22 protein-coding genes and 1 riboswitch are annotated in these 26734 nt (G+C 68.5%); of the genes, 8 read left to right on the top strand and 14 right to left on the bottom strand.

Annotated elements, in window-relative coordinates; translation table 11 throughout:
* Positions 1 to 11 precede the first annotated feature (11 nt).
* Complete coding sequence (locus tag ACWPKK_RS01700; protein WP_452000656.1) at positions 12 to 2486, bottom strand: ankyrin repeat domain-containing protein; 2475 nt, start codon at positions 2484 to 2486, stop codon at positions 12 to 14.
* Positions 2487 to 2704: 218 nt separating this feature from the next.
* Here ACWPKK_RS01700 and ACWPKK_RS01695 point away from each other — a divergent pair, with 218 nt between their 5' ends.
* A complete protein-coding gene (locus ACWPKK_RS01695; RefSeq protein WP_452000654.1) occupies positions 2705 to 3607 on the top strand; it encodes an ROK family protein in 903 nt (300 codons plus the stop codon).
* Positions 3608 to 3813: 206 nt separating this feature from the next.
* Positions 3814 to 4038: a hypothetical protein gene (locus ACWPKK_RS01690; protein ID WP_310114922.1), complete on the top strand. Its 225-nt coding sequence runs from the start codon at positions 3814 to 3816 to the stop codon at positions 4036 to 4038.
* Positions 4039 to 4190: 152 nt separating this feature from the next.
* Here ACWPKK_RS01690 and ACWPKK_RS01685 read toward each other — a convergent pair whose 3' ends face one another.
* Complete coding sequence (locus ACWPKK_RS01685; RefSeq protein ID WP_452000652.1) at positions 4191 to 4469, bottom strand: hypothetical protein; 279 nt, start codon at positions 4467 to 4469, stop codon at positions 4191 to 4193.
* Between the two features lie 533 nt (positions 4470 to 5002).
* Here ACWPKK_RS01685 and otsB point away from each other — a divergent pair.
* Both otsB and ACWPKK_RS01675 read left to right on the top strand, forming a co-directional pair.
* Positions 5003 to 5791 carry a trehalose-phosphatase gene (otsB, locus tag ACWPKK_RS01680; protein WP_452000650.1) on the top strand — a complete coding sequence of 263 codons (789 nt, stop codon included), beginning with the start codon at positions 5003 to 5005 and terminating at the stop codon, positions 5789 to 5791.
* A gap of 211 nt (positions 5792 to 6002) precedes the next feature.
* The gene (locus tag ACWPKK_RS01675; protein WP_452000648.1) at positions 6003 to 6239 is read left to right on the top strand and encodes a hypothetical protein; all 237 of its coding nucleotides are present in this window, start codon (positions 6003 to 6005) and stop codon (positions 6237 to 6239) included.
* 2 nt (positions 6240 to 6241) lie between these two features.
* On the opposite strand, the gene ACWPKK_RS01670 is transcribed toward ACWPKK_RS01675, so the two are convergent.
* Both ACWPKK_RS01670 and prfB read right to left on the bottom strand, forming a co-directional pair.
* Entirely contained in the window at positions 6242 to 6568 is a 327-nt protein-coding gene (locus ACWPKK_RS01670; RefSeq protein ID WP_149225536.1) for a peptidoglycan-binding domain-containing protein, read from the bottom strand.
* A gap of 142 nt (positions 6569 to 6710) precedes the next feature.
* Positions 6711 to 7842 (bottom strand): peptide chain release factor 2 gene (prfB, locus tag ACWPKK_RS01665; protein ID WP_324867151.1). Its coding sequence is split into 2 segments (ribosomal slippage): positions 6711 to 7772 and positions 7774 to 7842, totalling 1131 coding nucleotides; the frame shifts between segments, so codons are not numbered across the junction.
* Positions 7843 to 8189: 347 nt separating this feature from the next.
* On the opposite strand from prfB, the gene ACWPKK_RS01660 reads away from it, so the two are divergent.
* Entirely contained in the window at positions 8190 to 9626 is a 1437-nt protein-coding gene (locus ACWPKK_RS01660; protein WP_452000646.1) for an MBOAT family O-acyltransferase, read from the top strand.
* 21 nt (positions 9627 to 9647) lie between these two features.
* Complete coding sequence (locus ACWPKK_RS01655) at positions 9648 to 10763, top strand: hypothetical protein (protein WP_452000644.1); 1116 nt, start codon at positions 9648 to 9650, stop codon at positions 10761 to 10763.
* 40 nt (positions 10764 to 10803) lie between these two features.
* On the opposite strand, the gene ACWPKK_RS01650 is transcribed toward ACWPKK_RS01655, so the two are convergent.
* Both ACWPKK_RS01650 and ACWPKK_RS01645 read right to left on the bottom strand, forming a co-directional pair.
* Entirely contained in the window at positions 10804 to 13341 is a 2538-nt protein-coding gene (locus ACWPKK_RS01650) for a penicillin-binding protein 1A (RefSeq protein ID WP_452000643.1), read from the bottom strand.
* 225 nt (positions 13342 to 13566) lie between these two features.
* On the bottom strand, positions 13567 to 15105 hold the full coding sequence (locus ACWPKK_RS01645) for an N-acetylmuramoyl-L-alanine amidase (protein ID WP_452000641.1): 1539 nt from the start codon (positions 15103 to 15105) through the stop codon (positions 13567 to 13569).
* Between the two features lie 685 nt (positions 15106 to 15790).
* On the opposite strand from ACWPKK_RS01645, the gene ACWPKK_RS01640 reads away from it, so the two are divergent.
* On the top strand, positions 15791 to 18868 hold the full coding sequence (locus ACWPKK_RS01640) for an Rne/Rng family ribonuclease (RefSeq protein ID WP_452000639.1): 3078 nt from the start codon (positions 15791 to 15793) through the stop codon (positions 18866 to 18868).
* Between the two features lie 100 nt (positions 18869 to 18968).
* Positions 18969 to 19520, top strand: a complete 552-nt coding sequence (gene greB, locus ACWPKK_RS01635; protein WP_452000637.1) for a transcription elongation factor GreB — start codon at positions 18969 to 18971, stop codon at positions 19518 to 19520.
* A gap of 134 nt (positions 19521 to 19654) precedes the next feature.
* Here greB and thiC read toward each other — a convergent pair whose 3' ends face one another.
* The 8 genes from thiC to ACWPKK_RS01595 all read right to left on the bottom strand — a co-directional run bounded on the left by thiC (position 19655) and on the right by ACWPKK_RS01595 (position 26732).
* Entirely contained in the window at positions 19655 to 21379 is a 1725-nt protein-coding gene (gene thiC, locus ACWPKK_RS01630; RefSeq protein WP_452000635.1) for a phosphomethylpyrimidine synthase ThiC, read from the bottom strand.
* 150 nt (positions 21380 to 21529) lie between these two features.
* Positions 21530 to 21663, bottom strand: a riboswitch (TPP riboswitch).
* A gap of 79 nt (positions 21664 to 21742) precedes the next feature.
* Positions 21743 to 22726, bottom strand: a complete 984-nt coding sequence (locus tag ACWPKK_RS01625) for a magnesium transporter CorA family protein (RefSeq protein WP_452000633.1) — start codon at positions 22724 to 22726, stop codon at positions 21743 to 21745.
* 40 nt (positions 22727 to 22766) lie between these two features.
* The gene (locus ACWPKK_RS01620) at positions 22767 to 23066 is read right to left on the bottom strand and encodes a hypothetical protein (RefSeq protein ID WP_324867134.1); all 300 of its coding nucleotides are present in this window, start codon (positions 23064 to 23066) and stop codon (positions 22767 to 22769) included.
* 19 nt (positions 23067 to 23085) lie between these two features.
* On the bottom strand, positions 23086 to 23985 hold the full coding sequence (gene argB / locus ACWPKK_RS01615; protein WP_194914345.1) for an acetylglutamate kinase: 900 nt from the start codon (positions 23983 to 23985) through the stop codon (positions 23086 to 23088).
* Positions 23986 to 24067: 82 nt separating this feature from the next.
* The gene (locus ACWPKK_RS01610; protein ID WP_452000630.1) at positions 24068 to 25378 is read right to left on the bottom strand and encodes a cation:proton antiporter domain-containing protein; all 1311 of its coding nucleotides are present in this window, start codon (positions 25376 to 25378) and stop codon (positions 24068 to 24070) included.
* A gap of 12 nt (positions 25379 to 25390) precedes the next feature.
* Positions 25391 to 26074 (bottom strand): ribosome biogenesis GTP-binding protein YihA/YsxC, encoded by a 684-nt coding sequence (yihA, locus tag ACWPKK_RS01605; RefSeq protein ID WP_452000628.1) that lies wholly within the window; start codon positions 26072 to 26074, stop codon positions 25391 to 25393.
* The gene (locus tag ACWPKK_RS01600; RefSeq protein ID WP_452000626.1) at positions 26071 to 26448 is read right to left on the bottom strand and encodes a helix-turn-helix domain-containing protein; all 378 of its coding nucleotides are present in this window, start codon (positions 26446 to 26448) and stop codon (positions 26071 to 26073) included. Before ACWPKK_RS01600 ends, yihA begins: the two co-directional genes overlap by 4 nt.
* Positions 26445 to 26732 carry a type II toxin-antitoxin system RelE family toxin gene (locus tag ACWPKK_RS01595; protein ID WP_452000624.1) on the bottom strand — a complete coding sequence of 96 codons (288 nt, stop codon included), beginning with the start codon at positions 26730 to 26732 and terminating at the stop codon, positions 26445 to 26447. The genes ACWPKK_RS01600 and ACWPKK_RS01595 overlap by 4 nt, the downstream gene beginning before the upstream one ends.
* Positions 26733 to 26734: the final 2 nt, after the last annotated feature.

Genomic DNA, 26734 nt, shown 5'->3' with positions numbered 1-26734 from the left:
AACGCGGCTGATCAGCGCGGCTTGAGAGCCTCTACCACCTGGACATGCCCCTGCAGCGCGCCCAGGGTCAGGGCGGAGTTGCCGTTGGCATCCATGCGGTACGGGTTGGCGCCGTGGTCGAGCAGCAGCTTGGCCACCGCCTCGTGCCCGTTGTTGGCGGCATACATCAGCGCCGACCAGCCATAGGCGGTGGTGCGGTCCACCATCACCCCGCGCTGGATCAGCGTGCGCGCCACCTCCTGGTGGCCACGGGCGGCGGCGGCCATCAGCGCCGTCTTGCCGTCGCTGTTGGTGGTGTCGAGGTCCGCCCCGCCGTCGGCCAGCGCCCGGACGACCGCGTCATGGCCGCCCCAGGCGGCATACATCACGGCCGTGGCCCCATCGGAGGTGCGCAGGTCGCTGCGGGCGCGCCGGTCCAGCAGAACGCGCACCGCGTCGGTCAGTCCCTGTTCGGCCGCGACCATCAGCAGGGTCTTGCCGCTGTCGAGCCGGCTGTCGGGGCTGGCGCCGCCCTGCAGCGTGCGCGACAGCTCCGCCGGATTGCGCAGCAGGGCCAGCACCGATTCGCGATCCTGCAGGCCCGGTGTCGCCCTCACCGGCACGGCCGTGCTTCCACCCGCCGTTCCGGAACCGCCCATGGCCGGACCGGTATAGGCGCGCTGCTCGCTCGCCGCGCGGATCCGTTCCGCGAGGTCCGGGCTGTTGGGCGAGAGCATCTGCGCCCGCTCATAGAAGCGCTTGGTTTCCGACCAGTCGCCGTCACGTTCGGCCAGCATCGCCCAGCGGCGATAGGTGTCCTCCATGGTGGCCAGCAGTTCGGTCGCCTCCGGCGCCGCCGGCGCGATCTGGCGGATGCGCTGCACCGTCTCATAGGCGTTGTCGCCGGGCGGCGTGGTCAGGCGCTTGCCGGCGATCTGGCGGCGGGCCTGATCGACCATCATGCGCACGCGCTGCGCAATCTCCGCATCGGGGACGGCCGACTGCGGCACCTGTGGAATCGGCGTGGCCGAAGGCTCCTCCAGCGGCGGCAGCGAGGCGGCACCCGGCGCCGCTTCCGCATTGCCTGCCGCCGGCGCTGCCGGGGCAGCAGCGACGGGTGCGGCGGCCGGCGCCTGGGATTGGGCCGGCGGCAAGGCTGCCGTCTGCACCGGAGCGGTTTGAGCGGGAGCGGGGGGCGAAGGCTGGGCTGTGGCCTGCTTCGTCACGGTCAGTGTGCCGGCCGGCGGCGGCGCGGCCGGGAGCGCCGCATTGCTTTGCCCGGGCTGGACGCCGAGCGCCACGGGCGGCTGGGCGGCTGGCGGTGGCGCGGAGGGTGCAACCGGCGGCAGATCGGCCGCGGCATGCCGACCGCCGGCGGACGGAACATCGTTGCCGATCAGCCCCTGCACCGTACGGTCCACCGCATCGCGCGCCCGGCCCCATCCCTCTTCGATCAGCGCCAGAGCGCGGTCGGGGGAGGCGCCGGGCACGGCGGTGGCGATGGCCGCACCGGCGGCACCCAGCAGCACCAGCGTGGTCAGTGCCGCACCGGCATAAAGCCCGGTCCGGCGCGGCGCCCGCATGGCTCCGATGGGCATGGCGTCCGCCGGCATGGCACCGGCCTGCATTCCCCTTGCGGCCATTGCGTCGGGACCGCGGTCGCTCCAGTCATGCTCTCCCGATTTGCCGTCTCCCGCCCAGCCGTCTCCCGCCCAGCCGTCCCTCGGCCAGTCGTTGGCCGGCGTGGCGGCGGGCTGGGCTGGGGCCTGCTGCGGGGCCTGCTGCGGACCGCGACGATCCACCCAGGCCGGATCGGCCTCCTGCACCTGGGGCGGAACCGCCAACATCGGCGCCGGACGCGGCGCAGTCTGCACGGCGGACATCGACGGCAACTCGTCGGGAAAACCGCCGCCCGGCGCCATCCGGTAGATCACGCCCATGTCGCGCAGCTCATCGGCCAGCCCGGCGCGCGCCAACGTCCCTTCCAACTCCGGCGTGCCGCAGAGAAGAACCTGAAGGAAGCGACCGGCCGGCGTCTCGGCCCGCGTCAGGTCGACCAGATCGGCCAGCACCGGCGGGGCGAGCACGGTGGCGTTGTCGACCGCCAGCAAGCCGGACCCGGCCAGTTCCAGCCGGTCCTCCAATGCGGCGATCAGCGCGTCGAAATCGCCCTCGCCATCCTCGCCCGGCGCCAGATCGGGCAGCGCCCCGGCACCGGCGGCAGCGACCAGATCCTCCACTTCGGCACCGACCGAGGCCGTGACCGGCAGCGCCATGGCGCCATCGGCCTCCACATGCTCCACCAGCTGCCGGAACAGGGCGGGACGGCCCGACCCGGCATCGCCGACCAGCACCAGAAGCCTCTTGCGGGCCAGGAAGGCCAATACCAGTCCATCACGGATTTCGGCAGCCGATGCCGCGGCACCGGCGGAATCGTGAACGGGATCGTGGTGGCCCGGAGCGGCGCGCCGGGCGCGCGAAGTGTGTTTCGGGGCAGAACGGTCCATGGACATCTCAAGACGCCGATCAGTGAAGGAAGCGCTTGTGTGACTCTAGTGATGCGCCCCCCAAGCCCCGACAGAGCAAAGGGCGGTAGCCCCCTCTCTTCCGGGGTGGGTGGACTGACCCTTCCGGCACGAACGCGCCGCTGGTCCGCCGGACGGGGGAGCGGTATAGGGTTGCCCCCGAAATCCTCGATTGAATCTCCATCTGGACGGCGACAGGCATGCGAGTCGGAATCGATTTGGGCGGCACCAAGATCGCGGCCGTGGCGCTTGGCGCGGACGGCGCGGAACTGGCCCGCCACCGCCGCCCCACCCCCCGCGATTACGACGCCACGCTGGACGCCCTGGCGGAGACTGTGGCCGCCCTCGACCCGTTCGGCACCGGCGGCGTCGGCATCAGCCTGCCCGGCATCGTCGATCCCGCCGCCGGCATGGTGCGCGCGGTGAACCTGCCCTGGCTCGCCGGCCGTCCCTTCGCCGAAGACGTGGCGCGGCGGATCGACCGCCCGGTGCGGATCGCCAACGACGCCAACTGCTTCACCCTGTCGGAGGCGACGGACGGCGCCGCGGTCGGATCGGTGGTGGTGTTCGGGGTCATCCTGGGCACCGGCGTCGGCGGCGGCATCGTGGTGGACGGACGCATCCTGCCGGGGGCCAACGGGCTGGCCGGCGAATGGGGCCATGCCCCCCTGCCCTGGCGCGAGGAAGCCGACGGTCCGCCGGTGCCCTGCGGCTGCGGCAAGACCGGATGCCTGGAGACCGTGCTGTGCGGAGCCGGGCTGTCACGCCTGCACCGGCATCTCACCGGGGGAGACGGCACCGGCAATGCGGCTGACCCGCAGGAGATCGCCGCCCGCGCCCTGGCAGGTGATCCGGCCGCAGCCGCGACGCTGACACGCCATGCCGATGCGCTGGCCCGCGCGCTGGCCCCGGTTCTGAACCTGCTGGACCCCGACATGGTGGTGGTCGGCGGCGGCCTGTCCGCCTTGCCCGGCCTGTGCGAATCGGTGACGCGGCGCTGGGGAACCTGGGCATTGGCGGCCGCGCCGAGGACCCGGATGTCCGTAGCCCGTCATGGCGGGGAAAGCGGCATGCGCGGCGCTGCCCGCCTGTGGCCGGAATAAGTCTGACCATTTTACGGGGCCATTTTTGCGAGATCGGCCGCAACCAGCGGTCACGCAGTGGCACGGGACTTGCGCATTCTCCGTTCAGACCGAACGGGGATACGCCCATGATGCGGAAGAAATTGGGGACGCGGGCCACGGGGAACGGCGTCCATTTGCATTTTGCAAACCGGAACGCGACGCGGGCCGGAAAACCGGCGGCACGTTTGCATTTTGCAAATGATCCCGGCGTTGGCCAGGGCACCAGCCGCCACCTGGAACATGCCTGCGCCAGCCTGCAGGACGCAGCGGTGGAGTTGGAGGCGGTGCTTGCCACGCTGCCCGGAGACGAGCAGGCCGATCTGCATGAGGCCATCGGCTCGATCATGGAGACGCTGCAACTGATCGCCTCTGCCCATTCCCGGCTGGAGCCGCCCATCGCCGCCGACTGAGACGGCGGCCGGGTTCGGGCTGTTTTCTGACACACGAAAAAAGGCGGCCCGCCGGGACCGCCCTTTTTCGCTTGCTGACTTTTCGACTGCTGACGTTTCGATTGGCGACTGTTCGCCTGCCGAGCGGCTCAGCCGGTCGCGTCGAAGCCGACTCAGTCGGAGATGGTCTGCCAGAAGAAGAAGGCGACGGCGAGGACCATGATGGCGATGTCCATGGGAACGGCTCCTGTGGATTGCGGCGGATGGGCGTGTCGTCGGATTCTATACGACAGTTCGCGACGCGGGTGCAGTGCTTCCGTACGCCTGCGGCGGTTTTTCACCCCCCGTACCGCAGCAAAGACGGCAGCCGACAGAAAAAAGCGGTGAAAATTCTCAGCCTCGGCAACGTCCCACGGTGCCGCTTCGGCCCCTCTCCCAACCCTGCGCGCCATCGGACGCCGGCGCCTGCATCATCGCATGCACGGATGCCACATTCTGCAATGCATTGTATTCAAATGATTTTCTGACGCCCAGCGATGTCCTGCACCATGGCGCGGCGGGATGCAGGGGTTCACCCCAAGCGTCAAAAGCGCCCATGAGCCCCACCATTCGCCGGTCGATTTCCCAAGAAAATCGCAGCGCTATGACTTTTGTCAGGGGTTGCCTTACCAGGGGGCTTTCTGGCAAGAAAAAGGCCGCTGAGTACAGCGGCCTTGAGTTTAGGGAGGAAACGCCCAAGAAGGGCGAAGCAGCAATCGCTTGCTGCACTGCAACACTATCAGAACCCGGGGGCACCGCAACCCCCAAAGCCGGCCCCTGCGTGGGGCCGAAGCTTTTAGAGGGGCCTGTTGCAGATCGGCCACATTCAGCCGGTCCTTTTGCCGGAGCACAAGCCACCCATCGTTTCTGGCCGTTACCACAGCAGTGGCGCGCCGGCCCCCGGTCAGCCGCCGCATCCCTCAGGCAGCGGCGCGAGGTTTGTCCCTTGACCCACTTCCCACCTTCCGCGTTCTCGGAATTCGACGCCTTCACCGCGGCGGTCGGCGACCGCACCCCTGCCCTGTTCCTCGACTACGACGGCACGCTCGCCGCCATCGCGCCACGGCCGGAACTGGCGGTGATGCCGGAAGAGGCGCGTGCGGTGGTGCGGCGGCTGTCGGCCCTGTGCCCGGTCGCCTTCGTCAGCGGCCGCGACCTGGACGATCTGGCGGCGATGGTGGCGCTGGACGATCTGGTCTATGCGGGCAGCCATGGTTTCGACCTGCGCGGACCGGACCTGCGCCGGCAGGTCGGCGTCGAGTATGTCCCCGACCTCGACGCCGCCGAACGGAGTCTGCACGACCGTCTGGGCGGGATCGCCGGTGCGCTTGTGGAGCGCAAGCGCTTCGCCATCGCCATCCACACCCGTCAGGTCGCTCCGCCCGAAAAGCCCGTGGTGGCGGACACCGTCCGCGCGGTGGCACAGGAGCATGGGCGGCTGCGCGTGACCGGCGGCAAGGAGCTGTTCGAGCTTCGCCCCAACCTTCCCTGGGACAAGGGCCGCGCCGTCCTTGCCCTGCTGGAGACGCTGGGGTTGGAGGGGGACGGCACAGTACCGATCTATCTCGGCGACGACGAGACCGACGAGGACGCCTTCCGCGCGCTGTCAGGGCGTGGAATCGGCATCCGGGTGATGGAAAGCCCAGCGGAGACGGCGGCAACCTGGAGCCTGCATGATCCGGCGGAGGCGGCTGCGTTCCTCGGGCGGCTGGCGGACTGGCTGGCGGAGGGGTGAGGTTGTTTCGGTGTGGGAGTATTGCCCCCACCTATCCTCCCCCGCTGGGCGGGGGAGGGACTGCCGCTGAACGCCGACAAAGCTCCGATCCCTCCCCCGCTCAGCGGGGGAGGATAGGTGGGGGTCTAACTTTGCAATGCCTTTAGCCCATTCACCAACCCTAAACCCCCGCCGCCCTATCCTGCCCGCTCAACCAGCAGGACAGCCTGCCATGGATATCGGATCGGCCACCTCCGCCACGCCCTACCGGCCGCAGGCCAGCGCGCTCGACGGCCTGCAGGATGCTCAGGCCCGCACCGAAGCGGCGTCGGCGGAGATCGCAGCGGGCAACCTTGCCCCGGCGGTGGTCCTCGACCTGACCTCCGCCCAGGTGGATTTCGCCGCGAACGCGAAGGTTTTGCAGGCGACGCAGGAGAACAGCCGGCGGCTGCTCGACATGCTGGCCTGAAGTCAGCGAGGCTTGTTCGGGCCGTAGATCTTCGGCTGGCTGAAGTTCAGGTGATCGAGCAGCCCCTGGGTGGCGCAGCCGTCCACCGGCAGCTTCGCCGCACGCTGATAGGCGCGAATTGCGGAGCGGGTGCGCGATCCCATCTTGCCGTCCACCGTTCCGGCGTTGAAACCGTGCTCGTTCAGCGCCTCCTGCGCGCCGGAAATGAAGGCCACACGCATCTCGTCCGGCAGATTGTCCGTTTCGCAGGCGGCAAAGGCCGGGGTCGCCAGCAGCAGGGTGCCGCACAACATGGCGCTGCCGAGCGCCGGGAGAAGACGTCTGTTCATGGATCGGGTGCTCCTGATCGTTGGAGTGGCTGCCTGTTGAAACAGCCGAGCCTAGCCTTCCATTCCGGACCGGCAATTCCGAAAAGGCGCCGAATCGAAAAGGGCGGCCGCAAGCGACCGCCCTTTTCTACCTTCCGACCGGTCAGCCGCCTGCGGCGTGCGCGTCGTCGCTCTGCCCCTTGATCCGGGAGGCGAGCGCAGCCTCCAGGAAGGGATCGAGCGCACCGTCCAGCACCGCCTGGCTCTGCGAAGTCTCCACGTCCGTCCGCAGATCCTTCACCATCTGGTAGGGATGCAGGACATAGGAGCGGATCTGGTGGCCCCAGCCGATGTCGGTCTTGGTGGCTTCCAGCGCGGCCGCCGCATCTTCGCGGATCTTCAACTCCCGCTCGTACAGGCGGGCACGCAGCATGTCCCACGCCTTGGCGCGGTTCTTATGCTGCGACCGTTCCTGCTGGCAGCTCACCACGATGTTCGTCGGGATGTGCGTGATGCGCACCGCCGAGTCGGTCTTGTTGATGTGCTGGCCGCCGGCGCCCGATGCGCGGTAGGTGTCGATGCGGCAGTCCTTCTCGTTGATCTCGATGTCGATCTTGTCGTCGATCACCGGAGACACCGAAACGGCGGCGAAGCTGGTCTGGCGCCGCGCCTGGCTGTCGAACGGGCTAATGCGCACCAGACGGTGCACGCCGGCCTCGGTCTTCAGCCAGCCATAGGCGTTGTGACCCTTGATCTGCACGGTGGCGGACTTGATCCCGGCCTCTTCACCCGGCGTCTCGTCCAGCCATTCGGCCTTGTAGCCGTGCTGCTCCGCCCAGCGGGTGTACATGCGCATCAGCATCAGCGCCCAGTCCTGGGCCTCCGTGCCGCCGGCGCCGGCATTCACCTCGACGAAGCAGTCGTTGGCATCGGCCTCGCCCGACAGCAGGCTTTCGATCTGCAGCTTGTTGGCGCGGTCGCGCAGGCCGTAGAGCTGTGCCTCCGCATCGGCGACGACGGTGGCGTCCCCCTCCGCCTCGCCCATCTCGATCAGTTCCAGGCTGTCGGACAGGTCGCGCTCAAGCGACCGGTAGCCGGAAACCGAGGCATCCAGCTGGGTGCGCTCGCGCATGATGGTCTGGGCCCGCGAGGGATCGTCCCAAAGCTTGGGGTCCTCGGCGAGGTTGTTCAGTTCGTCGAGACGCCGCAGTGCATTGTCCCAGTCAAAGATGCCTCCTCAGCAGCGCCAGCGATTCTCTGATCTCGCCGGCGGCCGCTTCGATCTCGGCCCGCATGGCGGTGCCTCCTCGTCAGCCAGAGTTGAAGGGTTTGTCGGCTGCATATGTAGCGGCTCGCTCCCCGGCTTGCACCCCCTTAATGACCGCGAAGCAGGCGGGCATAGTCCCAACCGGGCTCCGCCATCGGCGAGGGCTTGCCACTTTCGTGTATGGCCCAGTCCCGGCTTGGCGGTCCTAGCCGTTTGGAATCATCCGCCCGGCTCATTTCAGAGTACGTCCCATATCCGGGGGCACAACCCTACCGCGGCGGCGGGAAATCCCCGAAATCGTGGTTATCTTCGGCTCCGAACTTCGCCTTTCTTGCGCGGTTGCGCAGACGCGCGAGCATCTCTGCCGGGGGCACGATGAGCTTCACCAGCTTGAACTTCCTGCTGTTCATCACCGTGTTCAGCGCCGGTTTCATGGCGCTGGCGCGCACGCGCGCCTTCACGCCCTTCCTGCTGGTGGCCAGTTACATCTTCTACGGCTATTGGGATTACCGGTTCTGCGCGCTGCTGGCGCTCAGCACCTTCATCGACTTCTACTGCGGTCTGAAGATCGCCGACTCGCCCGACCGCCAGACCAAGAAGCTGTACCTGTTCATCAGCCTGGGCGCCAACCTGGGCATGCTGTTCTTCTTCAAATACTACAACTTCTTCGCCGACAGCGCGGCGATCGCGCTCGCATCACTGGGCATCGACGTTGGACGGCGGACGCTCGATATCCTGCTTCCGGTCGGCATTTCCTTCTACACCTTCCAGAATCTCAGCTACGGCATCGACCTCTACACCGGCGAGGTGAAGCAGCCGGAACGGTCGCTGACGCGCTATGCCACCTTCGTCGCCTTCTTCCCGCAGCTGGTGGCCGGCCCGATCGTCCGGGCGCGCGACCTGCTGCCGCAAATCCAGCAGCGCCCGCGCGACATCCCGTTCGAGGAGCGCTTCGCCGGCCTGGAGAAGGTGATCTGGGGCTATTTCCTGAAGATCGGGCTGGCCGACAACGCCGCCGTGGTCGTCGACGCCCGATTCCACCAGCCGGAGTTCTTCAATGCGCTCCAGCATGTGATCGGGCTGGTCTGTTTCTCGCTGCAGATCTACGGCGACTTCGCCGGCTACTCGCTAATCGCCATCGGGCTGGCGCAGATCTTCGGCTACACCATGTGCCAGAACTTCGCCCGGCCCTATTTCGCCACCGGCATGCGCGATTTCTGGCGGCGCTGGCACATCTCGCTGTCCACCTGGTTCCGCGACTACGTCTATGTGCCGATGGGCGGCAGCCGGACGCGCTGGCTGCGCATCCGCAACGTCGTCATCACCATGCTGATCTCCGGCCTGTGGCATGGCGCCAACTGGACCTTCGTCCTGTGGGGAGCTCTGCATGGCGGGCTGATGCTGGTGGAGGACGGCGTGCGCCGGCTGGCCGCCGTCAGCCCGGTGCGCCTCAGCGGCCCGATGCTGGCCGCCGGGCGGTTGGTGATGATCGGGCTCGTCTTCATCGTGGTGACCCTGACCTGGCTGCCCTTCCGCGCCGACAGCCTGCAGACGGTCTGGACCATCCTGGGCATCATCACCCACGGCGATTTCGGGCTGCAGCAAGGCAACCTCCAGGCCAGCTCGCTGCTGCGCGTCGCCGTTGCCGGCCTGATCGTGCTGATGGTCGATGCGCTGATCGAACGCGGCGCGGGTCGCCGCTATGCCGGGACCAATGTGGTGGCGCGGTCGATGGCCTGCTCCGCCCTGATCCTGGTGATGCTGCTGTTCGGCAGCTTCGCCAACCATGCCTTCATTTACTTCCAGTTCTAAAGACCGGACGGAGATCCCCCCATGTACCGCCTTCTGGCTTGCATCGCGTTGATCCTCGCCACCGTCACGGCGATGGACCGGGTCCTGGCTTCGGCGCTGGGCGACCTGCTTCTGCGCTCCAGCGACCGCTTCATGGCGATCTACCGTCCGGTCGAGCCGGAAGACGTGCCGGCCGCCAAGCCCGACGGGCAACCGGCCGGACGCACGGACGAGACGCCGGGCGCCCTGATGGTCAAGGCGGCCCTCGCCTCCGCCCCCGGTCAGGCCTCCCGCTCCACCCGCGGGCCGGCGGACGTGCTGGTGCTGGGCAACTCGCGGGCGGACAACCACTTCCCGGTCTCCACCCTGCAGGACATGACCTGCGGCCGGGCGCTGAACCTGGGCATGGGCGGGGCGCCGACCGTGCTGTCGGCCCTGCTGTGGGAGGATTACGTCGAGCGGCACGGCGCCCCGCGCCTGCTGATCCTGGAGCCAACCGGTCTGGTCGACAACCCGCACGACCTCGCCGACCTGCCGCTGCTGGCCTACTACTCGCCGCGCATCGACGCCTTCGTCCGGCAGGAAAACCAGGAACTGTGGATGGCCAACCACGCCTTCAACCTGATGACCTTCAACAACAACCAGACCATGCGGCTGATCGCCGGCCTGCTGAAGCCCGCCGCCGACCGCACGCTGGTCGGCGCCATCCCCGAACCGATGAAGGCCCAGCTCGCCGCTGCACCGGAAGAGATGATGACCGCCGCCGACGCCAACTGGCAGGCGATGGACCGCATCATCCGCAGCGCCCAGTCGCAAGGCACCCGGGTGGCGGTGGTCATCACCCCCTATTTCCCGACCTATGCCGGCAAGCTGAAGAATTTCGACGCCTTCTTCGCCGAGATGAAGAGCCGCCTGCCATCCGGCGTGACCGTGATCGATGCCCGCCGGGCGGTGGACAAGGACGAGCTGTTCATGGACGCCCTGCATGTCAACGAGGACGGCGTGCGCGCCATGTTCGCGGCACTGGAACCGGAATTGCGCCCGCTCGGCAGTTGCCCGGTGGACGCCATCGCCGCGCTGACGGCGGCGGGAACGGTGGCGGGGACTGTGGCTGGGACTATGGCGGGAACGGTGGCGGGAGCGGCCTCCACCCATTGACGAAGGGGGCGTCCGCCAGGACGCCCCCTCCCCTCTTCGCTCAGTAAAGCCCGCCGGTGCCCAGCGTCGCCGCGGCCGGCGGTGCCGGGACGCCCGGCTGGGCGGCGCCGAAGCCCATGGCGTTCGGGTCGCCCATCATCGCGCCGGCCCCCTGGACGGAGCCGTCCAACACCATCTGCGGCTGGTCCGGGTTGGGTTCGGTGCCGGGCAGGAAGGCCTCCCAGATGGAGCGGTTGTCGCCGGGCTGGGCCAGCTGGCCGTTGGCCGGGTTCACGCGGACGAGGCGCAGGCCGGGCGGCACGCGGAAGGGCGTCGCCGGCTTGTCCTTCAACGCCACCTGCATGACGTCCTTGAACACCGGAACGGCCGCCGAGCCGCCGGTTTCGTGGCTGCCCAGCGAGCGCGGCTGGTCGAAGCCGATATAGGTGCCGACCACCAGATCGGGCGAAAAGCCCACGAACCACGCATCGTGGCTGTCGTTGGTGGTGCCGGTCTTGCCGGCCAGCGGCTTGCCCAGCGACTTCAGCGACGCGGCCGTGCCGCGCTGGACCACGCCTTCCAGGATCGAGACGATCTGGTAGGTGGTGCGCGGGTCGTTCACCTGCTCGCGGGTGTCGGGCACCGCGGGAACGGTCATGCCGTCCTTCCAGGGGACGTTGGTGCAGCCCTCGCAGGCGCGGTTGTCGTGACGGAAGACGGTCTTGCCGTTACGGTCCTGAACGCGGTCGATGAAGGTCGGCACCACCCGCTTGCCGCCATTGTCCAGCATGGCGTAGGCAGTGGCGAGCCGCAGGACCGTGGTTTCGCCGGCACCCAGCGACATCGGCAGGTAGGGCTGCAGGTTGTCGACGATGCCGAACTTCTCGACCAGCGCCTTGACCTTGTCCATGCCGATCTGCTGGGCGAGGCGGACGGTCATGACGTTGCGCGACTTTTCGATGCCCACGCGCAGCGGTGTCGGGCCGTAGAACTCGTGGCTGTAGTTCTCCGGCCGCCAGACCGGCTGCCCGCCGCCCGGATCGAAAGCGAAGGGTGCATCCATCACCAGCGACGACGGGGTGAAGCCCTGGTTCAGCGCCGTCAGATAGACGAAGGGCTTGAAGGAGGAGCCGGGCTGGCGCAGCGCCTGGGTGGCGCGGTTGAACACGCTCATGGCGGGAGAGAAGCCGCCGACCATGGCCAGCACGCGTCCGGTGTGGGGATCGAGCGCCACGAGGCCGCCCTGCACCTGCGGGATCTGGCGCAGGCCGTAGCTGCCCGGCGGCAGTTCCTTCGCCGCCGACTGGGCGCCCTTCTTGGCCGGCTTCTCGTCCTCTTCCCTCGCCGCCGGGCCGCTGATCGCCTCCACCAGCAGGATATCGCCCAGCTTGGCGACGTCCGACGGCTTGCGGATCGCCGGCCCCACCGCCTCGCCCTCCTTGGCCGCGCGGGCCCAGCGCAGTTCCGACAGCGGGATGCGGCCGCGGCTGCCGTCGGCCACACCGATGTCCAGCCCGTCCGCCTGGTCGTCCTTCAGCACGACGGCGAGCTTCCAGCCGTCAGAGCCGGCGGGCGGCGGCATGGCGGCCAGCTTCTTCGGCCAGTTGTCGAAATTCTCCATCTTCGCCACCGGCCCGCGCCAGCCGTGGCGGCGGTCGTAGGCGACCAGCCCGTCACGCAATGACTTGGTCGCCGCCGCCTGCAGCTGCGGGTTCATCGAAGCGCGCACCGACAGGCCGCCCTCATACAGCGCCTGCTCGCCATAGAGCTTCACCAGTTCGCGCCGGATCTCCTCGGCGAAATACTCGGCGGTCACCACCTCCTGCTCGTCGCGCTTGCGGGTCAGCAGCGGCCGGGACTGGGCAGCCTTCGCCTCGTCCGGCGTGACGTAGCCGTCCTCCGACATGCGGCCGATCACCCAATTGCGGCGGGCGACGGCGGCATCGTGCTGGCGGTCGGGATTGTAGTTGGAGGGCGCCTTCGGCAAGGCCGCCAGGAAGGCGACCTCCTCGATGCTCAGCTCGTCCAGCGCCTTGTTGAAATAGTTCAGCGCCGCCGCCGCCACGCCGTAGGAGCGGTTCCCCAGGAAGATCTCGTTGAGGTACAGCTCCATGATGCGGTCCTTGGTGAAGGCCCGCTCGATGCGGACCGCCAGGATCGCCTCCTTGATCTTGCGGGCGAAGGACACCTCGTTGGTCAGCAGCATGTTCTTGGCGACCTGCTGCGTGATCGTGCTGGCGCCGACCGGGCGGCGGTCGCGGCCGAAATTCTCGATGTTGGTCAGGATCGCGCGCAGGATGCCGAGCGGATCGACGCCCTGGTGGGCGTAGAAATTCTTGTCCTCGGCCGCCATGAAGGCGTTGATGACCTGGCGCGGCATGGCGTCGATCGGCACGAAGATGCGGCGTTCCGACGCGAATTCCGCCATCAGCCGCCCGTCGCCCGCATAGATGCGCGTGGTCACCGGCGGCTCGTAGTTGGCCAGCTTGGTGTAGTCGGGCAGGTCCTGGTCGTAGTGGTCCAACAGGAAGACCAGCCCCCCGGCACCGGCAAGAGCCAGCATCACGAAGGCCATCAGCAAGGACAGAAGAAGGCGCATGACCGATCCTGCAAGAAACGACGAACGGCGCGGCCGGCACCGTCCCGTTTCCGGGATGCGGAGCGCAAGGCGCGTCTGACTGGGCGGCGCATCCTACACCGCCGCGATGCGAAGTGCCGCCCCCGTTCCCGTCATGTCAGGAAAATGTGACGCGCAGAGGGCGCCCTCGAAAAAGCGCCCGCGCGGAGGGGGTAAGCCGCCCGGCCAAGCCCGAGCCCCGCAAGCTCAGCTCCGCTGGGCGCCGTGCAGCCAGCGGAAATAGGCGTCGATGGTGCGGGCCAGCCCGCGGCCCAGCCGTTCGCGGTGCGCCGCGGAGGACAGCAGCCCGGCATCCTTGCGGTTCGACAGATAGCCCATCTCGACCAGCACCGACGGCACGTCGGGCGCCGTCAGCACGGCGAAGCCGGCCTGCCGGTGCGGCTTGCTGGGGATCAGCGGCACCTCGCGCCCCAGACTCTGCAGGGCCAGCGTCGCGAAACGCTTGGAATGGTTCTTCGTATCGCGTTGGGCCAGGTCGATCAGGATGTTGGCGACCAGCTGGTTCTCGCCCGACAGGTCGAGCCCGACCAGGGCGTCGGCCCGGTTCTCCTTGGCGGCCAGCATCTCCGCCTCGCGGTCCGACGCCTTGTCCGACAGGGTGTAGATCGACAGGCCCCGCATGTCGCCGCTGCTGATGCTGTCGGCATGCAGCGAGATGAACAGGTCGGCCCCGGCCTCGCGCCCGACGGCGACGCGGTCGCGCAGGCGGATGAACACGTCGGCGTCGCGGGTCAGCCTGACACGGTAGCGGCCGGTCGCCTCCAACTGGCGCTTCACCTCCCGGGCGGCGGCGAGCGTGATGTCCTTCTCATAGATGCCGCCGACGCCGACGGCGCCGGGATCCTGGCCGCCATGGCCGGGGTCGAGCACGATCAGCGGCTTTTCCGCCACGGTGGACGGCTTGCTGTCCGGCAGCGGCGGGGCGGACGGCAACGCGGCCGGAATCAGCTGCGCCGGTGGAATCGGCGGCAGCGGCGCGAAAGGCGGCGGGGTGGAGACGATCCCGCTGGCGGGCGGATCGTCCTGAGGAGATGGCGCCGGAGCAGGAACAGGCATCGGGACGGTCATCGCCGACGCCACGACCGCACCCATAGTCAGCTGACCCTTGCCGGACGCCGTGCCGGCGCCCGTTTTGGCACCAGACGCCGCCGCGAGTTCCCGGAACTCCGCCACCGTGGTCTTTTCCAGGTCGAGGACGAGGCGCGGCTGGCGGCCGTCGCGCGGCGGGATCATGTAGCCTTCCCGCAGCTTGGCCGGGCCGACGGTCTCGAAGGTCAGGCGCGTGCCGCGGGAGCCGCCCGCCGCGTGGTAATAGCGCGCGACCACCCCCTTGCCCTCCACCGGCAGCGATCCGCCGGGCCAGACCAGATCGGGCAGGTCGACGATGATGCGGTAGGGGTCGGCGGCCAGCGACACGCTGAAGGAGACAGGGTCGCTCACCTCCAGCACGAACCGGGTCTTGTCGGGATGGATGCCCAGCCGGGCATCGACCACCGCGGTGCGCGGCGGCGGGGACGGCAGCGCCGCCGTGGTCTGGGCGGCGGCGGTCTGGGCGGCGGGAAGGCCGGCAAGAAGCACCAGCGCCAGCAGGACCGGCAGCACCGCGCCCAGCGCACGCGCAAACCCCCGCATCACCGCCCCGCGCCCGGCCCCGCACTTGGGATGGGCGACGGCCGGCAGGCGGTCGGGCATGGCGGCGGTCGGCAGGCTGGGCGGCCGTTGCATCGTGTCTCCCCGGTGGCGGACGGCGGGCGGACGATCAGCTATAGCCTAGCCAATTCAACGCCTTCAACGCGGAACGTCACAGCCGGCTTCAATTCCGGGCCGGGGTGCCGTTCCTGCAACAGTGCCCCGCAGCCCGGCCGCCGCGGCCATCCCGGCAGCAGCCCGACTCGCGGTTCCGGGGGAAAGTCGCGCTTACGCTTCCCCGGGACGAACTTGTTCGCCGAATCGGCGCATTTCCGCGTTGTGCAAGAGGGATCGCTTGTCTATGGTATCTTTGCGACAGACCGCAATTCGCCAGATTCGGGTCGGACTCCCAAGGTGAGCGCCGATTCGCTGATCCCCGGAACTCGATTCCATCGATCCGGAGGTCAGCCGATCGCCGGTTACGGGGCCGTCCCAGGGGCTGCGGCGTCGCCTCCGACACCGCCTGTCCGGCCATCCGCGCCGGAGGGACGTCGCGGGGTGGCGCGTTCGGATTGGCGGTGAGAGGACGAAACCTCGAAGCTGGCTGTGGCCGCAAGGCGGCAGCCCGGCGCGTGTCGACCGGGCCGTCCTGGCTGCTCTCGTCAGCGCCGTTCGGCGGTTCCGGTCCGTCGTGCCGTATGCTTCGCCCACAACAGACGCTGCGTCCAGGCGGCCCGACCGGTCGCGCGGGTTCCCTGGGTCGCGCCGTTGAGGACCGTATATGGCCAAGCGCATGCTGGTGGACGCCACGCACCCGGAAGAAACCCGGGTCGCCGTGGTCAATGGTAACCGGCTGGAAGAACTCGACTTCGAGATCGCCAGCCGCAAGCAGCTGAAGGGCAACATCTACCTCGCGAAAGTGACGCGGGTCGAGCCTTCGCTCCAGGCGGCCTTCGTGGAATATGGCGGCAACCGCCACGGCTTCCTCGCCTTCTCCGAAATCCATCCCGACTATTACCGCATCCCCGTCGCCGACCGCGAAGCCCTGCTGGCCGAAGAGCGCCGGCTGGAGGAGCAGGCGGAAGCCCGGGCCGAGGCCGCCGCCGACGGCGCCGTGATGGGCGAGCCGATCCGCCCCGAGCAGGTGGTCGAGGAATGGTCGCCGATGCCCTCCCCCATCGCGCCGGAGGCGTCCGACGAGGATGCCGGCGACGAGGACGGCGAGGACGAGAACGGCGCCGACGAGACCGGTTCCGAGGGGCAGGCCGCCCCATCCGAGGCCTCCGCCCAGGATGCAGCCCAGTCCGCCGACGCCCCCGACATGGTCGGCGGCGACGAGGATGAAGAGGTCGAGACCCAGCGCCGCCGCTCGCGCCCGTTGCGCTCCTACAAGATTCAGGAAGTGGTGAAGCGCCGGCAGGTCCTGCTGGTGCAGGTGACGAAGGAGGAGCGCGGCAACAAGGGTGCCGCCCTGACCACTTACCTGTCGCTGCCCGGCCGCTACTGCGTGCTGATGCCCAACACCGGGCGCGGTGGCGGGATTTCCCGCAAGATCACCAACCCGGCCGACCGCAAGCGCCTGAAGGAAATCCTGTCGGATCTCGACATTCCCGACGGCATGGCGGTCATCCTGCGCACCGCCGGGCTGGAGCGTTCCAAGCCCGAGATCAAGCGCGACCTGGAATATCTCCTGCGCCTGTGGGACGACATCCGCGAACAGACGCTGAAGTCGTCGGCGCCCTGCCTCATCTATGAAGAGGCGAACCTGATCAAGCGGTCGATCCGCGATCTGTACTCCAACGACATCGACGAGATCTGGGTCGAGGGCGAGGCCGGCTTCCGCACGGCGCGCGAGTTCATGGACATGCTGATGCCGGGCCATTCCCAGCGCGTCCAGCTGTACCGCGACAGCCAGATCCCGCTGTTCCACCGTTATCAGGTGGAAACCCAGATCGACGCCATCCACAGCCCGGTGGTGCAGCTGCGTTCCGGCGGCTACATCGTCATCAACCCGACCGAGGCGCTGGTCTCCATCGACGTCAACTCCGGCAAGTCGACCCGCGAGCGCAACATCGAGGAAACCGCCTACAAGACCAACCTGGAGGCCGCCGACGAGGTGGCGCGCCAGCTGCGTCTGCGCGATCTGGCCGGCCTGATCGTCATCGACTTCATCGACATGGAGGAGCCGCGGAACAACGCCGCCGTCGAGCGCCGCATGAAGGAGGCGATGAAGAACGACCGGGCACGCATCCAGCTCGGCCGCATCTCCGCCTTCGGCCTCCTGGAGCTGTCGCGCCAGCGTCTGCGCCCGTCGCTGCTGGAGACCAACTTCGAGCGCTGCCCGCACTGCTCGGGCACCGGCGTCGTCCGCTCGGTCGAATCCGCCTCGCTGCACGTCCTGCGCGCCATCGAGGAAGAGGGCATCCGCAAGCGGTCGTCGGAGATCACCATCTACGTCCCGACCTCCATCGCGCTCTACATCCTCAACCAGAAGCGCGGTGAGCTGGCCAAGATCGAGGAGCGTCACAGCTTCCACGTCATGGTCCAGGCCGACGACGGCCTGATCGCCCCGGACCACCGTCTGGAGCGCAACAAGGCCCGCCTGCCCGACGAGGACGGCCCGCTGGTCAGCGCCGACCGCGTCATGGCCGAGACCGATCGTGCGCTCGCCGCCGAACCGGTCGTCGAGCCGGTCGAGGAGGAGGCCGACGTCGAGACCGCCCAGGCCGAGGAGACCGACGAGCGCGTCGAGACCAACGGCGCCAATGGCGATGGCAATGGCGAGGATCGCCGCCGCCGCCGCCGTCGCCGCCGTGGCCGTGGCCGTGACCGCGAGGAAGGCCGCGTCGAAGGCGAGACCGCCGGTGCGGGCGAGGACGCCGAGGAATCCGACGAGACGGGCGACGAGGCTGCCGAGACCGGCCTGCCGGTTGCCGCCGAGGCCATCCCCGGCGCTGCCATCTCCGAGCCGGCCGAAGACGACGACTCGGATGAGGACGAGGGCGAGGGCGAAGGCGAAGGCGACGAGGAGACCGGCGCCGATGCCGGCGATCGCAACGGCGAAGGCCGTAAGAAGCGTCGCCGCGGCAAGCGCGGTGGTCGCCGCCGGTCGCGCCGCGAGGGTGCGGAAGGGCTGGAGGGCGGCGAGGAGACCGCTGCCGACCAGTCTCCTGCCGCTCCGGCCGAAGCCGCTCCTGTTCAGGCTCCGGTCGAGGCGTCCGACCTCGACTGGATCCTGGCCGGCGAGAGCGCTCCGGCACCCGTCACGGAAGAGGCTCCGGTTCCGGTGCCTGCGACCGAGCCGCCGGTGACCGCTCCGGCCCCGGCCGAAGCCGCCGCCGAGAAGGCTCCGGCCAAGAAGGCGTCGCGCAAGCGCAAGGCCGCTGCCGAAGCCCCGGTCGAGGCCGCCCCGGCGGTCGCCGAAGCGCCGGCAAAGGGCCGCAAGCGCAAGGCCGCCGCTCCGGTGGAAGCCCCGGCGCAAGCTGCGGCCGAGCCGGTGACGGAGCAGGCTCCGGCCAAGAAGGCGTCGCGCAAGCGCAAGGCCGCTGCCGAGGCTCCGGTCGAGGCCGCTCCCGCCGCCGCACCTGCCGTCGCCGAAGTGCCGGCCAAGGGCCGCAAGCGCAAGGCCGCCGCCGCGGAAGCCCCGGCTGAGGTCGCGACCGACACGGCTCCGGCCAAGAAGGGGTCGCGCAAGCGCAAGGCCGCTGCCGAGGCTCCGGCCGAAGCCGCTCCCGCCGCCGCCCCGGCAGCGCCCGAGCCGGCTCCGGCAGCCGCTTCGGAACCTGCTGCGGCTCCTGCTGCGGCCGGCGACAACGGTGATGCCTCCGCGAAGCCGCGTCGCGGCTGGTGGAAGCGGTAAGCCGAACGGCCCTTCGGGCCCTCTGGAACGGGAAAAGGCGCCGCGAGGCGCCTTTTCCTTTTCCCGGACGTTATCTCCCTGCCACAGGACAGGTCGGACCATGAGCAAGGCCTTCACCCGCGAGAACGACACGCCTGACGACGACGATCTCGAAGATCCGGCACCGCTACCGCAGGGCTTCAAGAACTACATGACCCCGCCCGGCTTCCAGCGCATGCAGGAGGAACTGCGCCACCTTCTGCGGGTGGAGCGGCCGAAGGTGGTGGAGGTGGTGTCCTGGGCCGCCGGCAACGGCGACCGGTCGGAGAACGGCGATTATCTCTATGGCAAGAAACGCCTGCGCGAGATCGACCGTCGCATCCGCTTCCTGAACAAGCGGCTGGAGTCGGCGGTGGTGGTCAATCCGCAGGACCAGAAGAACCGGGAACAGGTCTTCTTCGGCGCCACCGTCACCTATGCCCGCGAGGACGGATCCGAGAACACCATCACCATCGTCGGCGCCGACGAGGTCGATCCCGACCGCGGCCATGTCAGCTGGATTTCCCCCATCGCCCGCGCGCTGTTGAAGGCGCGGGAAGGCGACATTGTGGACGTCCGCACGCCGGCGGGGATGGAGCAGGTGGAGGTGCTGGAGATCAGGTACGCGGGGTGAGGGGGCGTTAGACCCCCACCTAACCTCCCCCGCTGGGCGGGGGAGGGACTTCCGCTGCACGCCAACAAAGGTCCAATTTCCTCCCCCGCCCAGCGGGGGAGGATCAAGGTGGGGGTCTAACTTCTCGAACTCACTCACCCCGCCGGCTGGTAAATTTCCCCGCCCGACTCGCGGAACTTCTGCGACATCTCGGCCATGCCGGACTCCGCGGCGTCGCGGATTTCCTGCGTGATCTTCATCGAACAGAATTTCGGCCCGCACATCGAACAGAAATGCGCGGTCTTCGCTCCCTCCGCCGGCAGGGTCTCGTCGTGGTAGGCCATCGCCGTCTCAGGATCGAGCGACAGGGCGAACTGGTCGCGCCAGCGGAAGGAGAAGCGGGCACGCGACATGGCGTCGTCGCGCAGCCGGGCCGCGGGATGACCCTTGGCGAGATCCGCGGCATGGGCGGCGATCTTGTAGGCGATGACGCCGGCCTTCACGTCGTCGCGGTCGGGCAGACCCAGATGCTCCTTCGGCGTGACGTAGCAGAGCATCGCCGTCCCGAACCAGCCGATCATCGCCGCACCGATGGCGCTGGTGATGTGGTCGTAGCCCGGCGCGATGTCGGTCACCAGGGGCCCCAGCGTGTAGAAGGGCGCCTCGCCGCACAGAGCCAGCTGCTTTTCGACATTGTGCTTGATCTTGTGCATGGGCACATGGCCCGGCCCTTCGATCATCACCTGCACGTCACGCGCCCAGGCGATCTTGGTCAGCTCACCCAGGGTCTCCAACTCGGCGAACTGGGCGGCATCGTTGGCGTCGGCCTGGCTGCCCGGCCGCAACCCGTCGCCCATCGAGAGGGCCACGTCATATGTGCGGCAGATCTCGACGATGTCGGCGAAATGGTCGTAGAGGAAGCTCTCGCGGTGATGCGCCAGGCACCATTTGGCGATGATCGAGCCGCCGCGCGAAACGATGCCGGTCACCCGCTTGGCGGTCAGGGGGATATGGGCCAGCCGCAGGCCGGCATGGATGGTGAAGTAATCAACGCCCTGCTCCGCCTGCTCGATCAGCGTGTCGCGGAACAGCTCCCAGGTCAGGTCCTCGGCCCTGCCCTTCACCTTCTCCAGCGCCTGATAGATCGGCACCGTGCCGATGGGAACCGGGGAGTTGCGCAGGATCCATTCGCGGGTCTGGTGGATGTCGGCGCCGGTGGAGAGATCCATCACGGTGTCGGCCCCCCAGCGGATCGACCAGACCATCTTCTCCACCTCCTCCTCGATCGAGGAGGTCACGGCGGAGTTGCCGATGTTGGCGTTGATCTTGGTCAGGAAGTTCCGGCCGATGATCATCGGCTCCGACTCGGGGTGATTGACGTTGGAGGGGATGATCGCCCGCCCGCGCGCCACCTCGTCGCGGACGAATTTCGGGGTGATGAAGTCGGGAATCTCGGCCCCGAAATCCTCACCGTCGAGGGCTGCTTCCAGCGCCGCAGCGCGGCCGAGATTCTCGCGGACGGCGATGTATTCCATCTCCGCGGTGACGATGCCGGCGCGGGCATAGGCCATCTGCGTGACGGCCCCGCCGCCCTTGGCGCGCAGCACGCCGCTGTCGGTGGTCTCCACATCGCCACGGGCCAGGATCCAGTCGCGGCGATGCTTGGCCAGCCCTGCCCGCACATCGATCGCCACGGCTTCGTCGGTGTAGGGTCCGGAAGCGTCATAGACGGTCAGCGGCGGCTCGCCGCCCGACAACGCGATTTCGCGCAGTGCAACCCGCAGGTCGGGAAAGCGCGTACCCGGCACATAAACTTTCCGCGACGACGGCAACGGGCCGGTCGAAATGCGGATGGCGGTTTCGTTGAAGTCCTTTGGCATTGGGTTTCTCCGTCGGAGTTAGGCGGACAAACCCGGGACTGCGGACGGAGGTTCGGTGTCTTCGTGCGGGCCGTTCCCCAATTCGGGCGCCCATCACTATGGGCATTCCCCACTGCGGGCGTTGCTACGGCCGGACGGGGCCTGTTTTCGGCCCGTCACGAGGTCCCTCCCTTCGCCGGTATGACCCGGATCAGGTTCGAAGGGTCACCACGCTGCCGGAGACGCTTGGCGCCGTCCGGCCGTTGGTATCTCAGCCCCCTGTCGGGACCCCCCTGGAATGCGCCCATCCTGCCGGGACGGGCGGCCCCTGTCAAAAGGAAAGAACCGCGGACGATCCGCAAGCCACACTGTATGGATACCGCGTCACATCCAGCGTTTCAGACGGACATAGATCATCGGCAGCAGTGCCGACAGCAGCAGCAGCCCCAGGGCGCTTGGATAGCCGAACAGCGAGTCGGTCCCCGGCATCTCTTCGAAATTCATGCCGCCGATGCTGGCGACCAGGGTCGGCGGGAACAGAAGGACGGTCAGGACCGAGACGATCTTGACGATCTCGTTCTGCTCCACATTGATCTGGCCCAGCGCCGTGTCCAGCGCCAACGCGACCTTGCCGGCCAGGAAACGGGCATACTGGTCGAGCCCGCGCAAATCCTGCAGCGTCGTCTTGGCCCAGCGCCTCGTCGCCTTGCCAGGGTTCCAGCCGTCGCCGCGCGCCAGGAAATCGGTCATGCGCGACAGGCTGGCCAGGCTGATGCGCGCCTTGCCGATCAGGTGGCCGGCATGGCCGATGCGCTTCAGCGTCTGGGCATCGTCCAGCGTCTCGCCGCGGGAGCGCAGCTTGCGGCCACGGAAGAAGCGGCGGTTCAGTACGTCCAACTCCACCCCGGTCCGCCGCAGCACGGCAGAGGTACGGTCGACCATCCCGTCCACCAGCGCCGCCAGAACCAGTTCGCCACGGGAGGCGGACACCTGCCCATGGGTGGCACGGCGGCGGAAGGCCAGCAGGGCCTGCGGATCGATGTCGTGGATGGTGACCAGCCGGCGCCCGGCCAGCACGAAGCTGACGGTGGCGATGCGCGGCTCGTCGGTGTCGGCCCAGACCAGGGCGGTGACGGTCATGGTCAGGGCACCACCTGCCACGCGCAGGCGGCTCGACTCCTCGATCTCCGCCATCTGCTCGCGGGTGGGCAGGCTGGTGCCGATCAGCGCCTCCGCCCGCGCCAAGTCGTCGGCGGTCGGGTTGATCAGATCCAGCCAGACGGTGGCGTCGGGCAGCGGCCCAACGTCGTCCGCAGCCTCCCTGGCCCAGCGCAGCAGACCGCCGTCGTTGACGAAGACATGCAGCAAGGCTGTGCTCCTTGCGTGGTTCGAGGCGGCGGGGGAGCGCTTACGTCATCCGGCCGCCGCGTCTTGGCTTCTCGGGCGGTTTAACCGGCGGGGGCGACTTCGCCTCGGTGTCGAGGTCCAGCGTCTCCCCCTCCGCCTTCAGCGCCTGTTCCAGCTTGCGGCGGAAGGCACCGCCATCCCGCTTGGCATCCAGGAAATGGCCGACCGCCTCCTTGGCGGCGTCGCTGTCGTAGGGGACCTTGCCCAACGCCGCCAACTTGGCGCGCTCCACCAGCTTCGGGTCCATCCGGTCGCGGATGGCCTTCATCTGGCGGAGCAGGTCCTTGCGCAGGTCGGTCATCGGCCCCCCTATTGCAGCGTCAGGCCTTGCCGATCAGGGTGCCGGCGCCGCCTTCGGTGAAGATCTCCAGCAGCAGCGCATGCGGCACGCGGCCATCTAGGATAACAGCGGCATCGACGCCCTGCTCCACGGCACCGATGCAGGTTTCGATCTTCGGGATCATGCCGCCGGACGCGGTGCCGTCGGCGATGGCCTTGTGAGCATCCTCCAGCGACATCTTCTCGATCAGCTTCTTTTCCTTGTCGAGGACGCCGGCGACGTCCGTCAGCAGGAAGAAGCGCGCCGCCTTCACCGCCGCTGCGACCGCACCGGCCGCCGTGTCGGCGTTGATGTTGTAGGTGTCGCCATTCACGTCGAAGCCGACCGGCGCGATCACCGGGATGATGTCCGACTGGGCGAGCGCGTGCAGGATCTGCGGGTTGACCTTGTACGGTTCGCCGACGAAACCGAGGTCCAGCACCCGTTCGATGTTGCTGTCGGGGTCGCGCTGCACGCGCTCCAGACGGCGGGCGGTGATCAGGTTGCTGTCCTTGCCCGACAGGCCGACGGCACGGCCGCCGGCGCCGTTGATGGCGGCGACGATCTGCTTGTTGATGGAGCCGGCCAGCACCATCTCGACCACCTCGACCGTCTCCTTGTCGGTGACGCGCAGGCCGTCGATGAAGCTGGACTTGATCTTCAGACGCTCCAGCATCTGGCCGATCTGCGGGCCGCCGCCGTGGACGACCACCGGGTTGATGCCGACCTGCTTCAGCAGGACGATGTCGCGCGCGAACAGCTCCGCCAGGCTGGCGTCGCCCATGGCGTGGCCGCCGTACTTGATGACGAAGGTGCTCCCGGCATAGCGGCGCATGTAGGGCAGCGCTTCGGACAGGGTACGGGCCTTGGCGAGCCACTCGTCACGGGTGGGAGTCTGCACGGGAGGATGCCCTTTGTCGGGGTGGACGGTTGGGCTTCTTTAACGGAAAGGCCGGCCGGTTGCCTAGGGGTCAATTTAACGGTCACATACCCCCGTGCCGGCCGCCTGCGGCTGCGGCCGATGCCGCCCCGGCCGGGCGCCACCAGCCGGCCAGCCGGGTCATCGGCTGGGTCAGCGCGGTCACCGCCACCGCCATCAGCACCATGGCCGAGAAACAGGCGCCGGACAGCACCCCCGCCTCCAGCAGGACGGTCAGCACGATCACCTCCATCAGCCCCTTGCAGGGCATCAGCGTGCCCAACCGCAGCGCGTCCGGCCAACTCTCCCCGGTCAGGCGCGCGGGCAAGGTCGTGCCGGCCATCTTGCCGACGAGCGTCGCCAGGGTGGCAAGCGCGAAGACCGTCCACTGCGCCGGATCGTCCAGCGTCAGGTTCACCTTCAGCCCGGTCAGCGTGAAGAAGAAGGGCAGCAGGATCAGCGTCGAGAAATGCTCCAGCCTATCGAGGATCGCGGCGGCATAGCGGCGCGGCATGGCGGTTCCGGCGACGAAGGCGCCCAGGATGTAATGCAGCCCGATCAGTTCGGTCACCGCGGCCGAGGACAGCAGTGCCGCGCAGGTCACCACCACCGCGGTGTCCCCCATCCGCCCATCGGGCGCCACCCGCTCCAGCAGGCGGTCCAGCAGCGGACGCACGACCAGGACGGTCACTCCGACATAGGCGAAGCCCAGCATTCCCACCCAGGCGACCGCCCAGCCGCCGCCACCATTTGACGCGCCACCCGCCGTACCATCCGCCGAGGCCCAGGCCAGCACGGCGGTGATCAGCAGCCACAGCAGCGCATCGTTCACCGCCGCATAGCCCAGCGCCAACCGCCCGACCCGATCGCCCAGCAAATCCATCTCGCGCAGGATGGCACCCAGCACCGGCAGGGCGGTGACGCCGACGCAGATGCCGAAGCCGGCGGCGAACAGGCCCGGCGTGGCGTGCGGTCCAGTCATGCCGGGAAAGGCGCCGGCCAGCCACCAGCCCAACGCTCCGCCCATCAGCGTCGGCACGATCATGCTGGACAGCGCCACCGTGGCGAAGGCGCCGCCCCGTCCGCGGAAATCGGCAGGGTCGAGGTGCAGCCCGGTCAGGAAGGCGAAAAAGACGACGGCCATCAGCGCGAGGCCCGACAGCGGCGCCAGGGCGGCCGGCGCGAACAGCACGCCCCACAGGTCCGGCACCAGCCTGCCGAGCAGCGACGGCCCCAGCGCCACGCCGAACAGGATCTGGATCACCACCATCGGCGCGACGTGGCGCCCGCCGCCGAGCCGCCACAGCAGAAACGGCCCCGCGATCAGCAGCAGGGCCTGCATCAGGAAGAGCAGCGCGGGGGAAAAGCCACCCATCGCCGCCGCTCCTCAGTCCACGGCCAGGGCAAGCGCGGCGAGGCTGGCGCGCAGTTCGGCGATGCCGGTGCCCTTTTCGGAACTGGTGACGTGGATGTCGGGGAAGGCGGCGGGGTGCTTCTTCAGCCCCGCCTGGGTGTCGCGGCGGATCTTGTCCAACTCCGTCGGCTTCACCTTGTCCGCCTTGGTCAGCACGACGACATAGGGCACCGCCGTGCGGTCCAGCATCTCCATGATCTCGTGGTCGTTGGGCTTCAGCCCATGGCGCGAATCGATCAGCACCAGCGCCCGGCGCAACGTCACCCGTCCGCGCAGGAAGCGGCGGACCATGTCGTTCCACGCCTCCACCTTCTCCTTCGATTCCTTGGCATAGCCGTAGCCGGGCATGTCCACCAGCTTCAGCCGGTTGCCGAGGTTGAAGAAGTTGAGCTGCTGCGTGCGCCCCGGCGTGTTGGAGGTGCGGGCCAGCGTCTTGCGCCCGGTCAGCGCGTTCACCAGGCTCGACTTGCCGACATTCGACCGCCCGGCAAAGGCAACCTCCGGCAGATCGGCCTCCGGCAACTGGTTCAGCGCGTTGGCGCCCCAGACGAAGTCGCACTCCTTGGCGAACAGCAGCCGCCCGGCCTCCAGCGCGGCCTCGTCAAAGCCGGAAACGATGCTGGGGGTGTTGGGGGTCGGCGTGTCGGGGGTGGTCATGTATCTGCTTTCGGTTGCGGAATCAGGTCGTCGATCATAAGCCCCAACGCCGTTCCCAGCGCCCGGTAGACCTCGACGGTCGGGCTCTTGCGCCCCGACTCGATCTGAGAGACATAGCTTGGCGTCAGCCCGGCGGCGGCGGCAAGCTCGACCTGTGACAGGCCGCGATGCTCCCGCCAGACCCGCACCGGATTCTCGCCGTCGATCAGCCGGCGTGCCACGGCCCAGGGAAGATCCTCGTCGTCCTCGGAATCCAACGCGGCGCGGATGTCGTCATGGTCCATCGCGCGGGCCCGCAAGGCCTCGAACTCGGCAATGGGAACGACCGCATATTCGGCCTTGCCGTCCTTGCCGGCGATATACTGCACGCTCATCGTTGCAGCCTCCTGACGTCGTAAGCTTGCCCACGGGGTTGGACCGCGCGGACATCGATGATCCTCACCTCTTCGTCCCTGATGAAGATCGCCCGGAACGCCCGAGCAGGATTGCGGAACTTCAGACGGAGATAAGGGGTCCCGACGATCGCTTCCACATCAAGCTCGGGGTCGTCCGGGTTGGCCGCCAGAGCTTCCAGGTCGACCGCCATCTGGGCACGGACGGCGGGCTGCTGCCGAGCGATGGCCTTGGCCGCCTGCTTCTTGATGGTGAGGTCGTACATCA

This window comes from Azospirillum largimobile (assembly GCF_977007025.2).
This window is presented reverse-complemented; position numbering and strand designations above follow the sequence as displayed.

Coding starts and splice junctions, on each gene's coding strand:
- ACWPKK_RS01670 (WP_149225536.1), bottom strand. CDS start 6,568: ATGAACAGACGTCTTCTCCCGGCGCTCGGCAGCGCCATGTTGTGCGGC.
- yihA (WP_452000628.1), bottom strand. CDS start 26,074: ATGACCACCCCCGACACGCCGACCCCCAACACCCCCAGCATCGTTTCC.
- ACWPKK_RS01640 (WP_452000639.1), top strand. CDS start 15,791: ATGGCCAAGCGCATGCTGGTGGACGCCACGCACCCGGAAGAAACCCGG.
- ACWPKK_RS01645 (WP_452000641.1), bottom strand. CDS start 15,105: ATGCAACGGCCGCCCAGCCTGCCGACCGCCGCCATGCCCGACCGCCTG.
- ACWPKK_RS01700 (WP_452000656.1), bottom strand. CDS start 2,486: ATGGACCGTTCTGCCCCGAAACACACTTCGCGCGCCCGGCGCGCCGCT.
- ACWPKK_RS01655 (WP_452000644.1), top strand. CDS start 9,648: ATGTACCGCCTTCTGGCTTGCATCGCGTTGATCCTCGCCACCGTCACG.
- ACWPKK_RS01660 (WP_452000646.1), top strand. CDS start 8,190: ATGAGCTTCACCAGCTTGAACTTCCTGCTGTTCATCACCGTGTTCAGC.
- ACWPKK_RS01610 (WP_452000630.1), bottom strand. CDS start 25,378: ATGGGTGGCTTTTCCCCCGCGCTGCTCTTCCTGATGCAGGCCCTGCTG.
- thiC (WP_452000635.1), bottom strand. CDS start 21,379: ATGCCAAAGGACTTCAACGAAACCGCCATCCGCATTTCGACCGGCCCG.
- ACWPKK_RS01650 (WP_452000643.1), bottom strand. CDS start 13,341: ATGCGCCTTCTTCTGTCCTTGCTGATGGCCTTCGTGATGCTGGCTCTT.
- ACWPKK_RS01695 (WP_452000654.1), top strand. CDS start 2,705: ATGCGAGTCGGAATCGATTTGGGCGGCACCAAGATCGCGGCCGTGGCG.
- ACWPKK_RS01675 (WP_452000648.1), top strand. CDS start 6,003: ATGGATATCGGATCGGCCACCTCCGCCACGCCCTACCGGCCGCAGGCC.
- greB (WP_452000637.1), top strand. CDS start 18,969: ATGAGCAAGGCCTTCACCCGCGAGAACGACACGCCTGACGACGACGAT.
- ACWPKK_RS01685 (WP_452000652.1), bottom strand. CDS start 4,469: ATGGCGCGCAGGGTTGGGAGAGGGGCCGAAGCGGCACCGTGGGACGTT.
- ACWPKK_RS01620 (WP_324867134.1), bottom strand. CDS start 23,066: ATGACCGACCTGCGCAAGGACCTGCTCCGCCAGATGAAGGCCATCCGC.
- ACWPKK_RS01595 (WP_452000624.1), bottom strand. CDS start 26,732: ATGTACGACCTCACCATCAAGAAGCAGGCGGCCAAGGCCATCGCTCGG.
- ACWPKK_RS01600 (WP_452000626.1), bottom strand. CDS start 26,448: ATGAGCGTGCAGTATATCGCCGGCAAGGACGGCAAGGCCGAATATGCG.